General features: G+C 42.9%; 27 protein-coding genes. All 27 read right to left on the reverse strand.

Annotated features, from left to right (window positions below):
• Window positions 1-38: 38 nt before the first annotated feature.
• The 27 genes from secY to ACGTNH_RS20630 all read right to left on the reverse strand — a co-directional run bounded on the left by secY (window position 39) and on the right by ACGTNH_RS20630 (window position 15,537).
• The gene (gene secY / locus ACGTNH_RS20500; RefSeq protein ID WP_394588946.1) at window positions 39-1,331 is read right to left on the reverse strand and encodes a preprotein translocase subunit SecY; all 1,293 of its coding nucleotides are present in this window, start codon (window positions 1,329-1,331) and stop codon (window positions 39-41) included.
• Window positions 1,331-1,771 (reverse strand): 50S ribosomal protein L15, encoded by a 441-nt coding sequence (gene rplO / locus ACGTNH_RS20505; RefSeq protein ID WP_394588947.1) that lies wholly within the window; start codon window positions 1,769-1,771, stop codon window positions 1,331-1,333. The genes secY and rplO overlap by 1 nt, the downstream gene beginning before the upstream one ends.
• A gap of 30 nt (window positions 1,772-1,801) precedes the next feature.
• Window positions 1,802-1,984: a 50S ribosomal protein L30 gene (rpmD, locus tag ACGTNH_RS20510; RefSeq protein WP_188379100.1), complete on the reverse strand. Its 183-nt coding sequence runs from the start codon at window positions 1,982-1,984 to the stop codon at window positions 1,802-1,804.
• Between the two features lie 18 nt (window positions 1,985-2,002).
• On the reverse strand, window positions 2,003-2,500 hold the full coding sequence (gene rpsE, locus ACGTNH_RS20515) for a 30S ribosomal protein S5 (protein WP_188379101.1): 498 nt from the start codon (window positions 2,498-2,500) through the stop codon (window positions 2,003-2,005).
• Window positions 2,501-2,520: 20 nt separating this feature from the next.
• Window positions 2,521-2,883: a 50S ribosomal protein L18 gene (rplR, locus tag ACGTNH_RS20520; protein WP_188379102.1), complete on the reverse strand. Its 363-nt coding sequence runs from the start codon at window positions 2,881-2,883 to the stop codon at window positions 2,521-2,523.
• A 34-nt stretch (window positions 2,884-2,917) separates the two neighbouring features.
• Window positions 2,918-3,454: a 50S ribosomal protein L6 gene (gene rplF, locus ACGTNH_RS20525; protein WP_394588949.1), complete on the reverse strand. Its 537-nt coding sequence runs from the start codon at window positions 3,452-3,454 to the stop codon at window positions 2,918-2,920.
• A gap of 31 nt (window positions 3,455-3,485) precedes the next feature.
• Window positions 3,486-3,884: a 30S ribosomal protein S8 gene (rpsH, locus tag ACGTNH_RS20530; RefSeq protein ID WP_101847011.1), complete on the reverse strand. Its 399-nt coding sequence runs from the start codon at window positions 3,882-3,884 to the stop codon at window positions 3,486-3,488.
• Window positions 3,885-3,914: 30 nt separating this feature from the next.
• Window positions 3,915-4,100 (reverse strand): type Z 30S ribosomal protein S14, encoded by a 186-nt coding sequence (locus ACGTNH_RS20535; protein ID WP_035511674.1) that lies wholly within the window; start codon window positions 4,098-4,100, stop codon window positions 3,915-3,917.
• Window positions 4,101-4,126: 26 nt separating this feature from the next.
• Entirely contained in the window at window positions 4,127-4,666 is a 540-nt protein-coding gene (gene rplE, locus ACGTNH_RS20540) for a 50S ribosomal protein L5 (RefSeq protein WP_394588950.1), read from the reverse strand.
• A 26-nt stretch (window positions 4,667-4,692) separates the two neighbouring features.
• Window positions 4,693-5,004: a 50S ribosomal protein L24 gene (gene rplX, locus ACGTNH_RS20545; RefSeq protein WP_394588952.1), complete on the reverse strand. Its 312-nt coding sequence runs from the start codon at window positions 5,002-5,004 to the stop codon at window positions 4,693-4,695.
• Window positions 5,005-5,045: 41 nt separating this feature from the next.
• On the reverse strand, window positions 5,046-5,414 hold the full coding sequence (gene rplN / locus ACGTNH_RS20550) for a 50S ribosomal protein L14 (protein ID WP_188379106.1): 369 nt from the start codon (window positions 5,412-5,414) through the stop codon (window positions 5,046-5,048).
• A gap of 41 nt (window positions 5,415-5,455) precedes the next feature.
• Window positions 5,456-5,719, reverse strand: coding sequence for a 30S ribosomal protein S17 (gene rpsQ, locus ACGTNH_RS20555; RefSeq protein WP_101847018.1), 264 nt, complete (start codon window positions 5,717-5,719; stop codon window positions 5,456-5,458).
• Window positions 5,720-5,743: 24 nt separating this feature from the next.
• The gene (gene rpmC / locus ACGTNH_RS20560) at window positions 5,744-5,944 is read right to left on the reverse strand and encodes a 50S ribosomal protein L29 (RefSeq protein WP_008636054.1); all 201 of its coding nucleotides are present in this window, start codon (window positions 5,942-5,944) and stop codon (window positions 5,744-5,746) included.
• Window positions 5,934-6,368: a 50S ribosomal protein L16 gene (rplP, locus tag ACGTNH_RS20565; RefSeq protein ID WP_188379107.1), complete on the reverse strand. Its 435-nt coding sequence runs from the start codon at window positions 6,366-6,368 to the stop codon at window positions 5,934-5,936. Before rplP ends, rpmC begins: the two co-directional genes overlap by 11 nt.
• Before the next feature lie 18 nt (window positions 6,369-6,386).
• Entirely contained in the window at window positions 6,387-7,028 is a 642-nt protein-coding gene (rpsC, locus tag ACGTNH_RS20570; RefSeq protein WP_394588954.1) for a 30S ribosomal protein S3, read from the reverse strand.
• Window positions 7,029-7,031: 3 nt separating this feature from the next.
• A complete protein-coding gene (gene rplV, locus ACGTNH_RS20575) occupies window positions 7,032-7,373 on the reverse strand; it encodes a 50S ribosomal protein L22 (protein ID WP_101847026.1) in 342 nt (113 codons plus the stop codon).
• A 20-nt stretch (window positions 7,374-7,393) separates the two neighbouring features.
• The gene (gene rpsS / locus ACGTNH_RS20580) at window positions 7,394-7,672 is read right to left on the reverse strand and encodes a 30S ribosomal protein S19 (RefSeq protein ID WP_101847028.1); all 279 of its coding nucleotides are present in this window, start codon (window positions 7,670-7,672) and stop codon (window positions 7,394-7,396) included.
• A 57-nt stretch (window positions 7,673-7,729) separates the two neighbouring features.
• Window positions 7,730-8,563 carry a 50S ribosomal protein L2 gene (rplB, locus tag ACGTNH_RS20585; protein ID WP_394588955.1) on the reverse strand — a complete coding sequence of 278 codons (834 nt, stop codon included), beginning with the start codon at window positions 8,561-8,563 and terminating at the stop codon, window positions 7,730-7,732.
• Window positions 8,564-8,597: 34 nt separating this feature from the next.
• Window positions 8,598-8,885, reverse strand: a complete 288-nt coding sequence (rplW, locus tag ACGTNH_RS20590; protein WP_188379110.1) for a 50S ribosomal protein L23 — start codon at window positions 8,883-8,885, stop codon at window positions 8,598-8,600.
• A complete protein-coding gene (gene rplD / locus ACGTNH_RS20595; RefSeq protein WP_394588957.1) occupies window positions 8,885-9,508 on the reverse strand; it encodes a 50S ribosomal protein L4 in 624 nt (207 codons plus the stop codon). Before rplD ends, rplW begins: the two co-directional genes overlap by 1 nt.
• A gap of 22 nt (window positions 9,509-9,530) precedes the next feature.
• Window positions 9,531-10,166, reverse strand: coding sequence for a 50S ribosomal protein L3 (gene rplC, locus ACGTNH_RS20600; protein WP_394588959.1), 636 nt, complete (start codon window positions 10,164-10,166; stop codon window positions 9,531-9,533).
• 31 nt (window positions 10,167-10,197) lie between these two features.
• Window positions 10,198-10,506 carry a 30S ribosomal protein S10 gene (rpsJ, locus tag ACGTNH_RS20605; protein ID WP_079525128.1) on the reverse strand — a complete coding sequence of 103 codons (309 nt, stop codon included), beginning with the start codon at window positions 10,504-10,506 and terminating at the stop codon, window positions 10,198-10,200.
• Between the two features lie 317 nt (window positions 10,507-10,823).
• Complete coding sequence (gene tuf, locus ACGTNH_RS20610; protein WP_394588960.1) at window positions 10,824-12,014, reverse strand: elongation factor Tu; 1,191 nt, start codon at window positions 12,012-12,014, stop codon at window positions 10,824-10,826.
• Between the two features lie 126 nt (window positions 12,015-12,140).
• Window positions 12,141-14,219, reverse strand: coding sequence for an elongation factor G (gene fusA, locus ACGTNH_RS20615; RefSeq protein WP_394588961.1), 2,079 nt, complete (start codon window positions 14,217-14,219; stop codon window positions 12,141-12,143).
• A gap of 39 nt (window positions 14,220-14,258) precedes the next feature.
• On the reverse strand, window positions 14,259-14,729 hold the full coding sequence (gene rpsG, locus ACGTNH_RS20620) for a 30S ribosomal protein S7 (protein ID WP_394588962.1): 471 nt from the start codon (window positions 14,727-14,729) through the stop codon (window positions 14,259-14,261).
• A gap of 49 nt (window positions 14,730-14,778) precedes the next feature.
• Window positions 14,779-15,192 carry a 30S ribosomal protein S12 gene (rpsL, locus tag ACGTNH_RS20625; protein WP_101847046.1) on the reverse strand — a complete coding sequence of 138 codons (414 nt, stop codon included), beginning with the start codon at window positions 15,190-15,192 and terminating at the stop codon, window positions 14,779-14,781.
• Window positions 15,193-15,285: 93 nt separating this feature from the next.
• A complete protein-coding gene (locus ACGTNH_RS20630) occupies window positions 15,286-15,537 on the reverse strand; it encodes a 50S ribosomal protein L7ae-like protein (RefSeq protein WP_394588964.1) in 252 nt (83 codons plus the stop codon).
• Window positions 15,538-15,552: the final 15 nt, after the last annotated feature.

Raw genomic sequence — 15,552 nt, forward strand, 5'->3', positions numbered from 1 at the left:
GTTCCCTCCGCTCTCTTATTCATTAGCTTCTTTCAAATTTATTTAATAAAGCCTTTATAGTGGCGTTTAACGAGCTGGCTTTCTAACTGTTTCATCATTTCAAGGGCAACCCCTACGACGATGAGTAGTCCAGTTCCTCCTACTTGAACGCTTGGCGGCAGATCAGCTACTGCTCCAAGAATAATAGGAAGGATAGAGACAGCTGCAAGAAAGATTGATCCTACGAAAGTTAAACGGTACATCACTCTAGTTAAATACGTTTCAGTATTTGCACCAGGACGAATCCCAGGTATATATCCGCCTTGCTTTTTTAAATTCTCTGCCATTTGCTCAGGATTTACTTGAACAAAGGTATAGAAATAAGTAAAAGCAATAATTAACGCAACATAGATAATCATTCCAGGCCAGTTCTGATAATCAAAAATATATTGGATTACAGAAGCTACTTCATTACCTTCAAAGAAACCAGCTACCGTACTCGGTGCGATAATAAAAGAGATGGCAAAGATTACGGGAATAACCCCTGCGGCATTTACTTTAATCGGCAGGTGAGTAGAATGCCCACCTACAGGAGAACGATTGACAAGCTTCTTAGCATACTGAATAGGAATCTTACGAAGCGCTTGCTGGATGAAAATGACACCTACAACAACCGCCACAATGACTAATGCAAGAATGGCAATAATCACTAGATTCATAAATAGCTCCTCACCTGCACCAGTAATGTACTGGTCATACAGTTGATTCGCTCCTGTCGGAATCGCAGCAACGATCCCGGCAAAGATTAAGATGGAAATACCATTTCCAACGCCGTGAGACGTAATCTGCTCACCAAGCCACATTAAGAACGCTGTTCCTCCTGTTAAAACAAGTGCGATGACAGCAAATTTCAAAGGACCAGGTTCAGCGATAAGCTGTCCTCCAGCCAATGCGTTGAAACCGATCGACATCCCAATAGCTTGAATAAAGGCTAGAACGATCGTCCCGTAGCGGGTAAACTGAGCTAATTTTCGACGGCCGACTTCGCCTTGCTTTTTCCATTCCGCGAATTTCGGGACTACATCCATCTGTAGCAATTGCATAATAATGGAGGCTGTGATGTAAGGCATAATCCCCATAGCGAAGATGGAGAAATTCTGCAGTGCACCGCCTCCAAATGTGTTTAAGAAACCAAAGGCATTTTGTTCATCCATGAAGTTAATGGCTTCTCTATTTGAAAAAGGTACAGGGATGAAAGTTCCCACGCGAAAAACAATAAGCATCAATAATGTGAAGATAATTTTCCGTCGAATATCACCCACGCGCATAAAATTGGAGATTGTCCGGAACATTAAATCACCTCAGTTTGACCGCCCGCTGCTTCAATAGCTTCTTTAGCTGAAGCAGAGAACTTATGAGCTTTCACTGTAAGCTTTTTCTCAACAGAACCTTTAGCAAGTACTTTAATACCTGCTTTCTCTTTGCTGACTACGCCAGTTTCAAGTAGAAGTTCAGGTGTAACCTCTGTGCCCTCGTCAAAACGGTTAAGAGCATCTAGGTTTACGATTGCAAACTCTTTACGGTGAATATTCGTAAATCCACGTTTTGGTAAACGTTGGAATAGTGGCATTTGACCACCTTCGAAACCTGGACGAGTTTTGCTACCAGAACGTTGTCCTTGACCTTTGTGGCCACGGCCTGAAGTTTTACCATTACCAGAAGCCATTCCACGACCTACGCGGTTACGTTTCTTGTTCGTTCCTGATACTGGTTTAAGTTCATGCAGTTTCATGCGAGCACCTCCTTATAGTTGTTTCAGTTCTTATACTTCTTTAACGGATACAAGGTGTGACACCTTGTTAGTCATACCTCGGATAGCTGGGTTATCTTCAACTACGACAGTTTGACGAATTTTGTTGAGACCTAGCGCTTTAACAGTAGAGCGCTGATCTTGTGGTCTGCCAATCACACTGCGCGTGAGGGTAACTTCTAACTTTTTAGCCATTTCATTTCCCTCCTTATCCTACAGTTCTTCTACGGACTTCCCACGAAGACGAGCAACGTCTTCTGCGCGCTTAAGCTCTCCAAGTCCCGTAAGTGTCGCACGTACCATGTTAATTGGTGTGTTTGAACCAAGTGACTTAGAAAGAATGTCTTGAACACCTGCTAGTTCAAGGACTGCACGTACAGGACCACCTGCGATAACTCCGGTACCTTCTGCAGCTGGCTTCATAAGAATACTGCCTGCACCGAACTGTCCTGTAATTTCGTGAGGAATCGTCGTATCTTTAATTGGTACTGAAATAAGATTCTTCTTCGCATCATCGATAGCCTTTTTAATTGCATCTGGTACCTCTTGTGCTTTACCAGTTCCAAATCCAACATGGCCATTTTTATCACCTACGACAACTAATGCAGCAAAACGGAAGCGGCGTCCACCTTTAACAACTTTTGCAACACGGTTGATCGTAACTACGCGTTCTTCAAGATCAAGTTTACTAGGGTCAATGTTTGTTAGCATGTATGTCCCTCCTTTAACGATTAAAATACTAGACCGGCTTCACGAGCCGCATCTGCTAATGCTTTTACACGTCCATGATACAAGTAACCACCACGGTCAAACACAACTACTTCATAGCCGTTGTCTTTCGCACGTTTAGCGACTAATTCACCGACTTTTTTAGCTGCTTCTGCATTACCTGTGTTTTCAAGTCCGAAATCTTTTTCAGCCGTAGAAGCACTTGCCACTGTGTTTTGCGTTTCATCATTAATTAATTGTGCATAGATGTGTTTGTTTGAACGATAAACGTTTAAACGCGGGCGTTCAGCTGTTCCTACAACGCTTGAGCGTACGCGTGCATGACGCTTTTTGCGAACAGCATTCTTATCAGCCTTTGTGATCATCTCAGTCACTCCTTTCTATTCCTACCTAAGAACCTTATTTAGCTGTCTTTCCTTCTTTTCTACGAACATATTCGTTTTCGTAACGAATCCCTTTGCCTTTATACGGCTCTGGAGGACGGATAGCACGGATCTTAGCGGCAACAGCACCAACTAGTTCTTTGTCGATTCCTTTAACAGTAACTTTGGTGTTTGAAGGAACTTCGATATCAATTCCGTCGCGCTTTTCAACTTCTACAGGGTGAGAATATCCAGCGTTAATAACAACTGTTTCTCCCTGCTTCTGAGCACGGTATCCAACCCCGATAATTTCAAGGCTTTTCTCAAATCCTTTGGAAACACCCTCAACCATGTTACCGATCAGGCTGCGAGTAGTACCGTGAAGAGCACGATGTTCTTTGTGATCGCTTGGACGAGCTACTGAAAGAACGTTATCTTCAACCTTCACTGTAATATCCTCATGGAACGTACGAGTTAATTCGCCTTTAGGGCCTTTAACTGTGATTGTATTATTATCCTGAATGATTTCTACACCTTCAGGAATTTCTAATGATTTCAATCCTACACGAGACATTTATCTGCACCTCCTGTCTATTCTGTTTAGATTACCAAACGTAAGCTAGAACTTCGCCGCCAATGGCTTGTTCACGAGCTTCTTTATCTGTTAGTACACCTTTTGAAGTAGAAACCACAGCAACACCTAGACCGTTTAGAACTTTCGGAAGTTCTTCAGCTTTCGCGTATACACGAAGACCTGGCTTACTAATACGTTTCACTCCGCTAATTACACGCTCATCATTTTGTCCGTATTTAAGGAAGATGCGTAAAACACCTTGCTTGTTGTCTTCAACAAATTCATAATCACGTACAAAACCTTCACGCTTAAGGATATCAGCAATTTCTTTTTTTACTTTAGAAGCTGGTAGTTCAAGCTTCTCGTGACGCACCATATTCGCGTTACGAATACGCGTGAGCATATCTGCAATTGGATCTGTCATAGTCATAACTTATATACCTCCTTCCCTGTCTCGGGTTTACCAGCTGGCTTTTTTGACGCCAGGGATTTGTCCTTTATATGCAAGTTCACGGAAACAAATACGGCAAAGTTTGAATTTGCGCAGTACGGAATGAGGACGTCCGCAACGTTCACAGCGAGTATATTCGCGTACTTGGTACTTTTGTTTGCGTTGTTGCTTCGCGACCATAGATTTTTTAGCCACTATTTTCCCTCCTTATGGTTAGCTCATTATTTCTGAAACGGCATACCGAATTGAGCTAATAGTTCACGTGATTCTTCGTCAGTGTCAGCAGTTGTGACGATAACGATGTCCATGCCACGCACTTTATCTACTTTGTCATAATTAATTTCTGGGAAAATCAACTGTTCTTTTACACCTAGAGTGTAGTTTCCACGACCATCAAAAGCTTTCTTTGAGATCCCACGGAAGTCACGAACACGTGGTAAAGATACAGCAATCAGTTTCTGGAAAAATTCGTACATGCGCTCTCCACGCAGTGTTACTTTCGCTCCGATTGGCATACCTTCACGCAGACGGAATCCCGCGATAGATTTCTTCGCTTTAGTGATCATTGGTTTTTGACCAGAGATTTGAGATAGTTCCTCAACTGCTGTGTCAAGTGCTTTCGCGTTTTGAACAGCATCACCAACACCCATATTAATTACGATCTTTTCAATCTTAGGTGCTTGCATAACAGAGTCATAGTTAAACTTGCTCATCATAGATGGCACAATTTCTTCTTGATATCTTTTCTGAAGTTCGTTCATCAAGTGGCCCTCCTTTCGTCACTGGATTATTTATCTAATGCTTCCCCAGATTTTTTCGCGATACGAACTTTCTTACCGTCTTCAACTTTATAACCAACACGAGTTGGTTCGCCAGATTTTGGATCTATTGGCATAACGTTTGAGACGTGAATCGGCGCTTCTTTTGTAAGAATCCCACCTTGTGGGTTATCTTGAGAAGGCTTCGCGTGTTTCTTAACTTCGTTAATTCCTTCAACTAGGACACGTTCTTTCTTCGGGAAAGCTTCCAGGATGGTTCCTTGCTTTCCTTTGTCCTTGCCGGAAATAACCATTACTTTGTCACCTTTTTTCACGTGCATGCTTCGCGCACCTCCTTAACAAGGCTTATCATTTCAAGGGTTTATAATACTTCTGGAGCTAGTGATACAATCTTCATGAATTTAGCATCACGAAGTTCACGAGCAACTGGTCCAAAGATACGAGTACCACGTGGACCTTTATCATCACGTACAATTACGGCTGCATTCTCGTCAAAACGGATATAAGAACCATCTTTACGACGCATGCCGCTCTTAGAACGTACAATTACGGCTTTTACTACTTCACCTTTTTTAACAACGCCCCCTGGTGTTGCCTGTTTCACAGTAGCGGTGATAATATCACCGATGTTAGCAGTTTTGCGTCCAGATCCACCCAATACTTTAATAGTTTGGATTTCACGAGCACCAGAGTTGTCGGCTACTTTCAAACGAGTCTCCTGTTGAATCATACACTGTAACCTCCCTTCGGAATCTCTCCGAGCGAACTATATTAGATAATAACAGACTCTTCAACAACTTCAACTAAACGGAAACGTTTGGTTGCAGATAATGGACGAGTTTCCATGATGCGCACGATGTCGCCATTTTTAGCTTGGTTGTTTTCGTCATGAGTCTTGAATTTTTTTGAATATTTTACGCGCTTGCCATAAAGCTTGTGGAATTTATAAGTTTCAACTAAAACAGTGATTGTTTTATCCATTTTATCGGATACTACACGGCCAGTGTAAACTTTACGATCGTTACGTTCACTCATGTGAGGGTGACCTCCTCTCATCTATTAGTTATTTACGCCTAGCTCACGTTCGCGAGCAACAGTTTTCATACGAGCGATAGACTTGCGAACTTCGCGAATACGCGCAGTGTTCTCAAGTTGACCTGTTGCCAGCTGGAAACGTAGGTTAAAAAGTTCTTCTTTCAAAGACTTTACTTTTTGTTCAATTTCGGCAGTGGTTAATTCACGGATTTCATTAGCCTTCATTGATTTCACCACCAATTTCTTCACGTTTTACAAATTTAGTTCTGATCGGCAGCTTGTGAGAAGCAAGACGCAGCGCTTCGCGTGCAACTTCTTCAGATACACCTGCTACTTCGAACAAAATTTTACCTGGTTTCACCACAGCGACAAAACCTTCTGGAGCACCTTTACCGGAACCCATTCGTACTTCTAGGGGTTTAGCAGTATAAGGTTTGTCTGGGAAGATTTTAATCCATACTTTACCGCCACGCTTCATGTAACGAGTCATAGCAATACGCGCTGCTTCAATTTGACGAGCAGTGATCCATGCAGGATCGATAGCTTGTAGTCCATATTCTCCGAATGATACGGATGTGCCGCCCTTCGCGCGACCTTTTAGGCTGGCACGGTGTTGACGACGATATTTAACACGTTTAGGCATTAACATAATGCTGTTCCCCCTTCCTTATTTTTCGTTTTTTGTTGGAAGGACTTCTCCACGATAGATCCACACTTTAACACCAAGCTTACCGTAAGTTGTGTCAGCTTCTGCAGTTCCGTAATCGATATCTGCACGAAGTGTGTGAAGTGGTACTGTTCCTTCGCTGTAATATTCAGCACGAGCGATATCCGCACCGCCTAGGCGTCCTGATACTTGTGTACGAATACCTTTAGCTCCTGCGCGCATAGCACGTTGGATTGTTTGTTTTTGTGCACGACGGAAAGAAACACGGTTTTCCAATTGACGTGCGATATTGTCAGCTACAAGAGTAGCGTTCAAGTCTGGTTTTTTCACCTCAACGATGTTGATGTGAACTCGTTTGCCAGTCAGATCGTTAAGCGATTTACGAAGTGCTTCAACTTCTGAACCGCCTTTACCGATAACCATACCTGGTTTACCTGTGTGAATAGTAATATTTACACGGTTTGCTGCACGCTCAATTTCAATTTGAGAAACGGCAGCGTCTTTAAGACGTTGTTCTGTATATTCACGAATTTTAATGTCTTCATGCAATAAGTCAGCGTAGTCTTTGCCAGCGTACCATTTTGATTCCCAGTCACGGATAACGCCGATACGAAGACCTACCGGATTAACTTTTTGACCCACTGATTATCCCTCCTTCTTTTCTGATACAACCACTGTAATGTGGCTCGTACGTTTGTTAATTTGGCTTGCACGTCCCATAGCACGAGGGCGGAAACGTTTAAGTGTTACACCTTCATTTACAAACGCTTCGGAAACGTATAAGTTGTCTGGATCCATTTCATAATTGTGTTCCGCATTGGCAATCGCTGATTTAAGCACTTTCTCGATTACAGGAGAAGCGCCGCGCTGAGTTAAGCGCAATGTTGCGATCGCGTCACCTACGTTTTTTCCTCGGATTAAATCAATCACTAGACGAGCTTTACGAGGAGCAATACGAACGGTTTTAGCAACTGCTTTAGCTTGCATTAGAGTGCCTCCTCTCTACTTTAGCGTTTTGTTTTCTTATCGTCACCAGAGTGTCCCTTGAACGTACGGGTTGGTGCGAATTCACCTAGTTTGTGACCAACCATGTCTTCAGTCACGTATACAGGTACATGTTTGCGTCCGTCATAGACGGCTATTGTGTGTCCAACAAAGTTTGGGAAGATCGTAGAACGACGTGACCAAGTCTTGATCACCTGGTTCTTGCTATCTTCGTTCAACTTTTCAACTTTTTTCATTAAATGGTCATCTACAAAAGGTCCCTTTTTTAGGCTGCGGCCCATGAATAAACCTCCCTTCGTGATTGAGAGACGGGGATTGTTACCCGTCGTTCAATCCCGTTATTTTTTACCTCTTCTACGAACGATATATTTATCAGACGGCTTGTTGCGCTGACGAGTCTTGTACCCAAGAGTTGGTTTACCCCATGGAGATACTGGAGAAGGTCGACCGATTGGTGCACGTCCTTCACCACCACCGTGTGGGTGATCGCTAGGGTTCATAACAGAACCACGTACAGTTGGGCGCTTGCCTTTCCAGCGAGAACGTCCGGCTTTACCTATACTGATTAGTTCGTGCTCCAGGTTACCAACTTGACCGATTGTTGCGCGGCAAGTGCTTAGTACTAGGCGAACTTCACCAGAAGTAAGACGTACTAGAGTGTATTTTTCTTCACGACCAAGGATTTGAGCTGAAGCTCCAGCTGAACGTACTAGCTGACCTCCACGTCCTGGTTTAAGCTCAATGTTGTGTACAATTGTACCAACAGGAATATCCTTCAATTGAAGAGCGTTACCAGTTTTAATGTCAGATCCTTGACCAGAGATGATTTCGTTACCTACTTTAAGCCCTTTTGGAGCCAGGATGTAACGTTTTTCACCATCAACGTAGTTAATTAGTGCAATGTTTGCGGAGCGGTTTGGATCGTATTCGATTGTAGCAACGCGTCCAGGTATTCCATCTTTATCACGCTTAAAGTCGATGATACGATATTGACGCTTGTGACCTCCGCCCTGATGACGAACTGTCAGCCTACCCTGGTTGTTACGTCCTCCACGTTTGTGAAGCGGAGTAACTAGGGAGCGTTCAGGTTTGTCAGTAGTGATCTCAGCGAAATCAGATACTGTCATGTGTCGACGACCGTTAGTAATTGGTCGGAACTTTTTAATCGCCATCTTTTTTCCCTCCTTCACTTACAAGTTTTATATTTTATACTTCAAAGAATTCTAGTTCTTCACTGTCTTCAGTCAACGTAATAACTGCTTTCTTACGGTCAGAACGGTATCCGCCGTAACGACCCATACGCTTGAACTTACCTTTAAGGTTCATAGTGTTTACGTTAGCTACTTTAACTCCAAAAATCTCTTCAACAGCATTTTTGATTTCAGTTTTGTTAGCTTTCGTGCTCACTTCAAACGTATATTTCTTTTCTCCCATAAGGTCAGCAGAATGTTCAGTAATGACAGGGCGTTTAATAATATCGCGTGGTTCTTTCATTATGAGAGCACCTCCCCTGCTTTTTCAGCTGCTTCCTTCGTTAGGATAAGCTTGTCATGCGTTAGTAAATCTAACACACTTACTTGATCTACAGTAGTTGCACTAACTGTAGGGATGTTATTAGAAGATAGAACAACATTTTCGTTGTTATCTGCTGTAACAATTAGAGCTTTTTCGTTCACTTCCAGCCCTTTCAAAATGTTTACTACTTCTTTAGTTTTTGGCGCATCAAGAGAAAGATCTTCAAGAACGATCACGTTGTTCTCTTGTACTTTAGAAGAGTAAGCAGATTGTAGTGCTAAACGACGAACCTTTCTAGGAAGTTTGTAGCTGTAGCTACGTGGTGTAGGACCAAATACAGTTCCTCCACCTACCCATTGTGGTGCACGAATTGTACCTTGACGCGCACGTCCAGTACCTTTTTGGCGCCATGGTTTACGTCCGCCGCCACTAACTTCAGAACGGTTTTTAACTTTGTGTGTACCTTGACGCAATGTTGCACGCTGGGCCACAGCTGCTTCATGTAAAACATGAGTGTTTGGTTCAACACCAAAAACAGCTTCGTTTAGTTCGATATCTCCAACTTTAGAGCCGCTTTGGTTTAATAGTGCTACTTTAGGCATGACATATCCTCCCTTCCTTTAATTATTTGCTAGCCTTAACTGCACTCGATACTTTAACGTAAGATTTTTTCGGACCTGGTACGTTACCTTTAATCAATAGTAAATTGCGCTCAGCGTCCACTTTCACTACTTCAAGGTTTTGTAGAGTTACTGTTTCTCCACCCATTTGTCCTGCAATGCCTTTACCTTTAAAGACTTTTGATGGGTCAGCACCTTGTCCCATAGATCCAGAACGACGGTGAAAGCGGGAACCGTGGCTCATTGGGCCGCGAGATTGGTTGTGGCGCTTAATTGCACCTTGGAAACCTTTCCCTTTAGAAGTTCCTGTTACATCAATTACGTCACCAGCTTCGAAAATATCCACCTTAACCTCTTGACCAAGTTCATAGTCATCAAGGTTTGTATTACGGAATTCACGAATGTAGCGCTTAGGTGTTGTGCTTGCTTTTTCAGCGTGACCTTGATCCGCTTTCTTCAATCGGTTTGACTTTTGATCAGCAAAACCTAGTTGAAGGGCGTCATAGCCATCGTTATCAGCAGTTTTCTTTTGCAGAACTACGTTTGGTTCTGCTTCTACTACTGTTACCGGGATAAGCTCTCCATCTTCAGAGAAGATTTGAGTCATACCGACTTTACGTCCTAAGATTCCTTTCGTCATCCGTTACACCTCCTAATATTAGTTCATTTTTTTATAGTTTAATTTCGATATCCACACCAGATGGTAGATCAAGACGCATTAGCGAATCAACCGTCTGCGGCGTTGGATTAACAATGTCGATTAGACGTTTGTGTGTACGCATTTCGAACTGCTCACGAGCATCTTTATACTTGTGAGTTGCACGAAGTACAGTGTAGATTGACTTTTCAGTTGGAAGCGGAATTGGACCAGATACGTTTGCTCCAGAGCGCTTCGCTGTGTCTACGATTTTTTCAGCGGACTGATCCAGAACCCTGTGATCATACGCCTTTAAACGAATACGAATTTTTTCTTTTGCCATTATGTTCCCTCCTTCTTCGCCCATTTTTTTAAATAGACATTCTCCGCGAAAATTCCTTGACTCACTAGCCATGGCAAAGGGGCCGGGTGTGTCAACAACCTTTCGCATCATCGCCTTTTATGACCAACATTACTCATTATATAGAAGAAATGTGGTCAATGCAAGAGTTTTTCATAAATATTTATCTATGAACACCACAAAATATTATACTAATAATTTTAGGCTATTTCAACATGATTAAACAAATTTTTAACTCTAATAGATTACACATAAAAAATCAGCAGCTCGGTGAGCTGCTGATTTTAATATTTTTAAAATTATTCAGTGATAGATGCAACAACGCCAGCGCCAACTGTACGTCCGCCTTCACGGATAGAGAACTTAGTTCCATCTTCGATCGCGATTGGAGAAATAAGTTCTACAGTCATTTCAACGTTATCACCAGGCATTACCATCTCTACGCCTTCTGGAAGTTGAATAACACCAGTTACGTCAGTTGTACGGAAGTAGAACTGTGGGCGGTAGTTAGAGAAGAATGGTGTGTGACGTCCACCTTCATCTTTAGATAGTACATAAACCTCAGCTTGGAACTTCGTGTGTGGAGTAATAGTACCAGGCTTAGCTAGAACTTGTCCACGGTTGATTTGTTCACGGTCAACACCACGTAGAAGTGCACCAATGTTATCGCCAGCTTCAGCATAGTCAAGAAGCTTACGGAACATTTCAACACCAGTGATTGTAGTTTTCTTAGCTTCTGGAGCAAGACCGATGATTTCAACTTCGTCACCGACTTTGATTTGTCCACGCTCAACACGTCCAGTAGCAACAGTACCACGACCAGTGATTGAGAATACGTCCTCAACTGGCATCATGAATGGCTGGTCTACGTCACGCTCTGGGTTTGGAATGTACTCATCAACAGCATCCATTAGGTCATAGATGCGTTGCTCGTACTCTTCATCGCCCTCAAGAGCTTTAAGAGCAGAACCACTTACTACTGGTACATCGTCACCATCGAAGTCATACTCAGAAAGCAAGTCACGAACTTCCATTTCAACTAGTTCAAGCAGCTCTTCGTCGTCTACCATGTCAGTTTTGTTTAGGAATACTACAATTGCAGGTACACCAACCTGACGAGATAGCAGGATGTGCTCACGAGTTTGTGGCATCGGGCCGTCAGCTGCAGATACAACTAGAATAGCTCCGTCCATTTGTGCAGCACCAGTGATCATGTTTTTAACATAGTCAGCGTGACCTGGGCAGTCAACGTGTGCATAGTGACGGTTTTCAGTTTCATACTCAACGTGGGCAGTAGAGATTGTGATTCCACGCTCGCGCTCTTCAGGAGCACCGTCGATCATGTCGTATGCCATTGCAGAACCTTCACCAGATCTTTTGTGAAGTACAGTTGTAATAGCAGCAGTTAATGTTGTTTTACCGTGGTCAACGTGTCCAATAGTACCAATGTTAACGTGGGACTTGGAACGGTCGAATTTTTCTTTACCCATAGTATATTTCCTCCTTTAAATAAGAAACAAAGTGTATTTTTAAAACTCAATTTTTATATGAAGCAGAGGGGCTTTAACCCCTAAGCTTACAATACAAGTTATACTTTAACTTTGCAAAAAAATCAATTATTCACCAGCATTTTTCTTGATGATTTCCTCAGAAATGCTCTTCGGTACTTCTTCATAGTGATCGAAGTGCATCGTGTACGTTCCTCGACCTTGAGTGTTAGAACGAAGAGACGTTGCATAACCAAACATTTCAGATAGTGGGACAAATGCTTTAACTACTTGGGCGGATCCACGAGTTTCCATACCTTCAACACGTCCGCGACGGGAAGTTACATCACCCATAATATCTCCCATGTATTCTTCAGGAATAACAACTTCAACTTTCATCATTGGTTCAAGAAGAACAGGTTTACATTTGTTCTTAGCTTCTTTAAGTGCCATAGAAGCAGCTACTTTAAAGGCCATTTCGTTAGAGTCAACATCATGGTACGAGCCATCATATAGAGTGGCTTTAATGTCAACCATAGGGTAGCCGGCTAATACACCATTTTCCATAGAACCTTTAATACCAGCTTCTACAGATGGAATATATTCACGCGGTACTACACCACCAACGATTTTGTTTACAAATTCGAAGCCAGCGCCTTCTTCGTTCGGCTCAAATTTAACCCAAACGTGACCGAATTGTCCACGACCACCAGACTGACGTACGAACTTACCTTCAACTTCTGCACTTCCACGGAATGTTTCGCGGTAAGCAACTTGAGGAGCACCAATGTTCGCTTCAACTTTAAACTCACGACGCAAACGATCTACGATGATATCCAGGTGAAGCTCACCCATACCAGCAATGATTGTTTGACCAGTTTCTACGTTAGTTTCTGTTTGGAACGTTGGATCCTCTTCTGCTAGTTTACCAAGTGCTACTGCCATCTTGTCTTGGTCAGCCTTAGATTTAGGCTCGATCGCAACAGAGATTACCGGCTCAGGGAATTCCATAGATTCAAGAATAACAAGACTCTTTTCATCACACAGAGTGTCACCTGTTCCAGTGTCTTTAAGACCTACAGCACCGGCAATATCTCCAGCGTATACCGTTGAGATCTCTTCACGAGAGTTGGCGTGCATCTGCAGGATACGACCTACACGTTCACGCTTATCTTTCGTAGAGTTCTTAACGTATGAACCAGAGTTCAGCGTACCAGAGTAAACACGGAAGAATGTAAGTTTACCAACGTAAGGGTCAGTTGCAACTTTAAATGCCAATGCTGAAAACGGCTCGTTGTCGTCCGGCTTACGTACAACTTCTTCTTCTGTTTGTGGAACATGTCCTTCAATTGGAGGCACGTCTAGTGGAGATGGAAGGTAATCAATTACCCCATCAATTAGAAGCTGAACACCTTTGTTTTTGAAAGCTGAACCACAGAATACCGGGTAGAAATCAACGCTCAAAGTTGCAGTACGAATAGCAACTTTCAACTCATCGTTAGTAATCTCTTCCCCTTCTAGGTACTTCATCATAAGATCTTCATCAAGTTCCGCAACAGCTTCTACAAGCTTGCCGCGGTACTCCTCCGCTTGCTCTTTGTACTCATCAGGAATTTCACGTGCTTCAGCACGAGTTCCTAAATCGTCCATGTAATAGTAAGCTTCCATTGTTACAAGATCAATGATTCCTTCAAAGTCATCTTCAGCACCAATTGGAAGTTGGACAGCAGCTGCGTTAGCACCCAGACGATCACTAAGTGTGCCTAAGGAGTAGATGAAGTCTGCTCCGATTTTATCCATTTTGTTGATGAATACGATACGTGGAACACCGTAAGTTGTGGCCTGACGCCATACTGTCTCAGTTTGTGGTTCAACACCAGACTGAGCATCAAGTACAGCTACAGAACCGTCAAGTACACGCAGGGAACGCTCAACTTCAACTGTGAAGTCTACGTGTCCTGGAGTATCAATGATGTTAATACGGTGGTCTTTCCACTGAGCAGTTGTCGCAGCGGAAGTGATTGTAATTCCGCGCTCTTGTTCCTGCTCCATCCAGTCCATTTGGGAAGCTCCTTCGTGAGTTTCACCAATTTTGTGGATACGTCCTGTGTAGAAAAGAATACGCTCGGTAGCTGTCGTTTTACCGGCATCAATGTGAGCCATAACACCGATATTACGAGTCTTTTCCAAGGAGAACTCTCTAGCCATGATTTTTTCTCCTTCCTGATTGAAAGTGATTTTCGCTGATTACCAACGATAGTGTGCGAATGCTTTGTTTGCTTCCGCCATTTTGTGCATATCTTCACGGCGCTTAACTGCTGCACCGGTATTGTTTGCTGCATCTAGAATTTCATTTGCAAGACGTTCTTCCATTGTTTTTTCTCCGCGAAGACGCGCATAGTTAACAATGAAACGAAGGCCTAGTGCTTGACGACGCTCTGGGCGCACCTCTACTGGTACTTGGTAGTTTGATCCACCTACACGGCGAGCGCGTACTTCTAGTACTGGCATTACATTTTTCATTGCTTGGTCAAAAGCTTCCATAGCGTCGTTTCCACTACGCTCTTGAACAAGTTCAAATGATTTATAAAGAATTTTCTGAGCTTTACCGCGCTGTCCGTCAACCATAATTTGGTTGATTAAGCGAGTAACAAGCTTAGAGTTATACATTGGATCTGGTAACACATCACGTTTAGCTACTGGTCCTTTACGTGGCATATGTTCCCCTCCTTTCCTGAAATTTATTTATTATGCTAAAAGCATTGTTTTATTTTTTAGGTTTTTTCGTACCGTATTTAGAACGACCTTGCATACGGCCATCTACGCTTGCAGTGTCAAGTGCACCACGAACGATGTGATAGCGAACACCAGGTAAGTCTTTAACACGTCCGCCACGGATAAGAACAACACTGTGCTCTTGCAGGTTGTGGCCGATTCCAGGAATGTAGGCGTTAACTTCAATTTGGTTAGTCAAACGAACACGCGCATACTTACGTAGTGCAGAGTTCGGTTTCTTTGGAGTCATCGTACCTACACGTGTGCAAACTCCACGTTTTTGAGGAGAAGACTGATCAGTCATGCGTTTCTTGTAGCTGTTATAGCCTTTGTTCAACGCAGGGGAGTCAGACTTTTTGCTTTTGCTTACGCGTCCTTTACGAACTAGTTGGTTAATTGTTGGCATTTTAATATCCTCCCTTCAATTCTTTAATACCACACATCCAGGTGGTTCATAAAAAGGCAAAAAACAAAGCTTTCGCGATTCACCGCCAAAACTTTATTGCTTTATCGCCACTGTAGCAGCTCCAACGTCAATGCCGCACGCATTACCTAACTCTCTCATTGAATCAACTTTTGTATGAGGAATGTTTAATTGTGCAGCTAGTTTTGCCACTTTTAATGTCATCGTCTGATCAGCATCGTCAGCCGTTATGACTTCAACCACTCCGCCATTTTTCATAGCTTTAAGTGTTTGCTTAGTCCCAATGACTATATCTGATTTAGCCTGTGCTACTTTTTCATAAGACATCTGCATATCCTCCAA

Origin of the sequence: Halobacillus sp. B23F22_1 (assembly GCF_043497005.1) — a bacterium.
Classification (GTDB): Bacteria; Bacillota; Bacilli; order Bacillales; family Halobacillaceae; genus Halobacillus_A.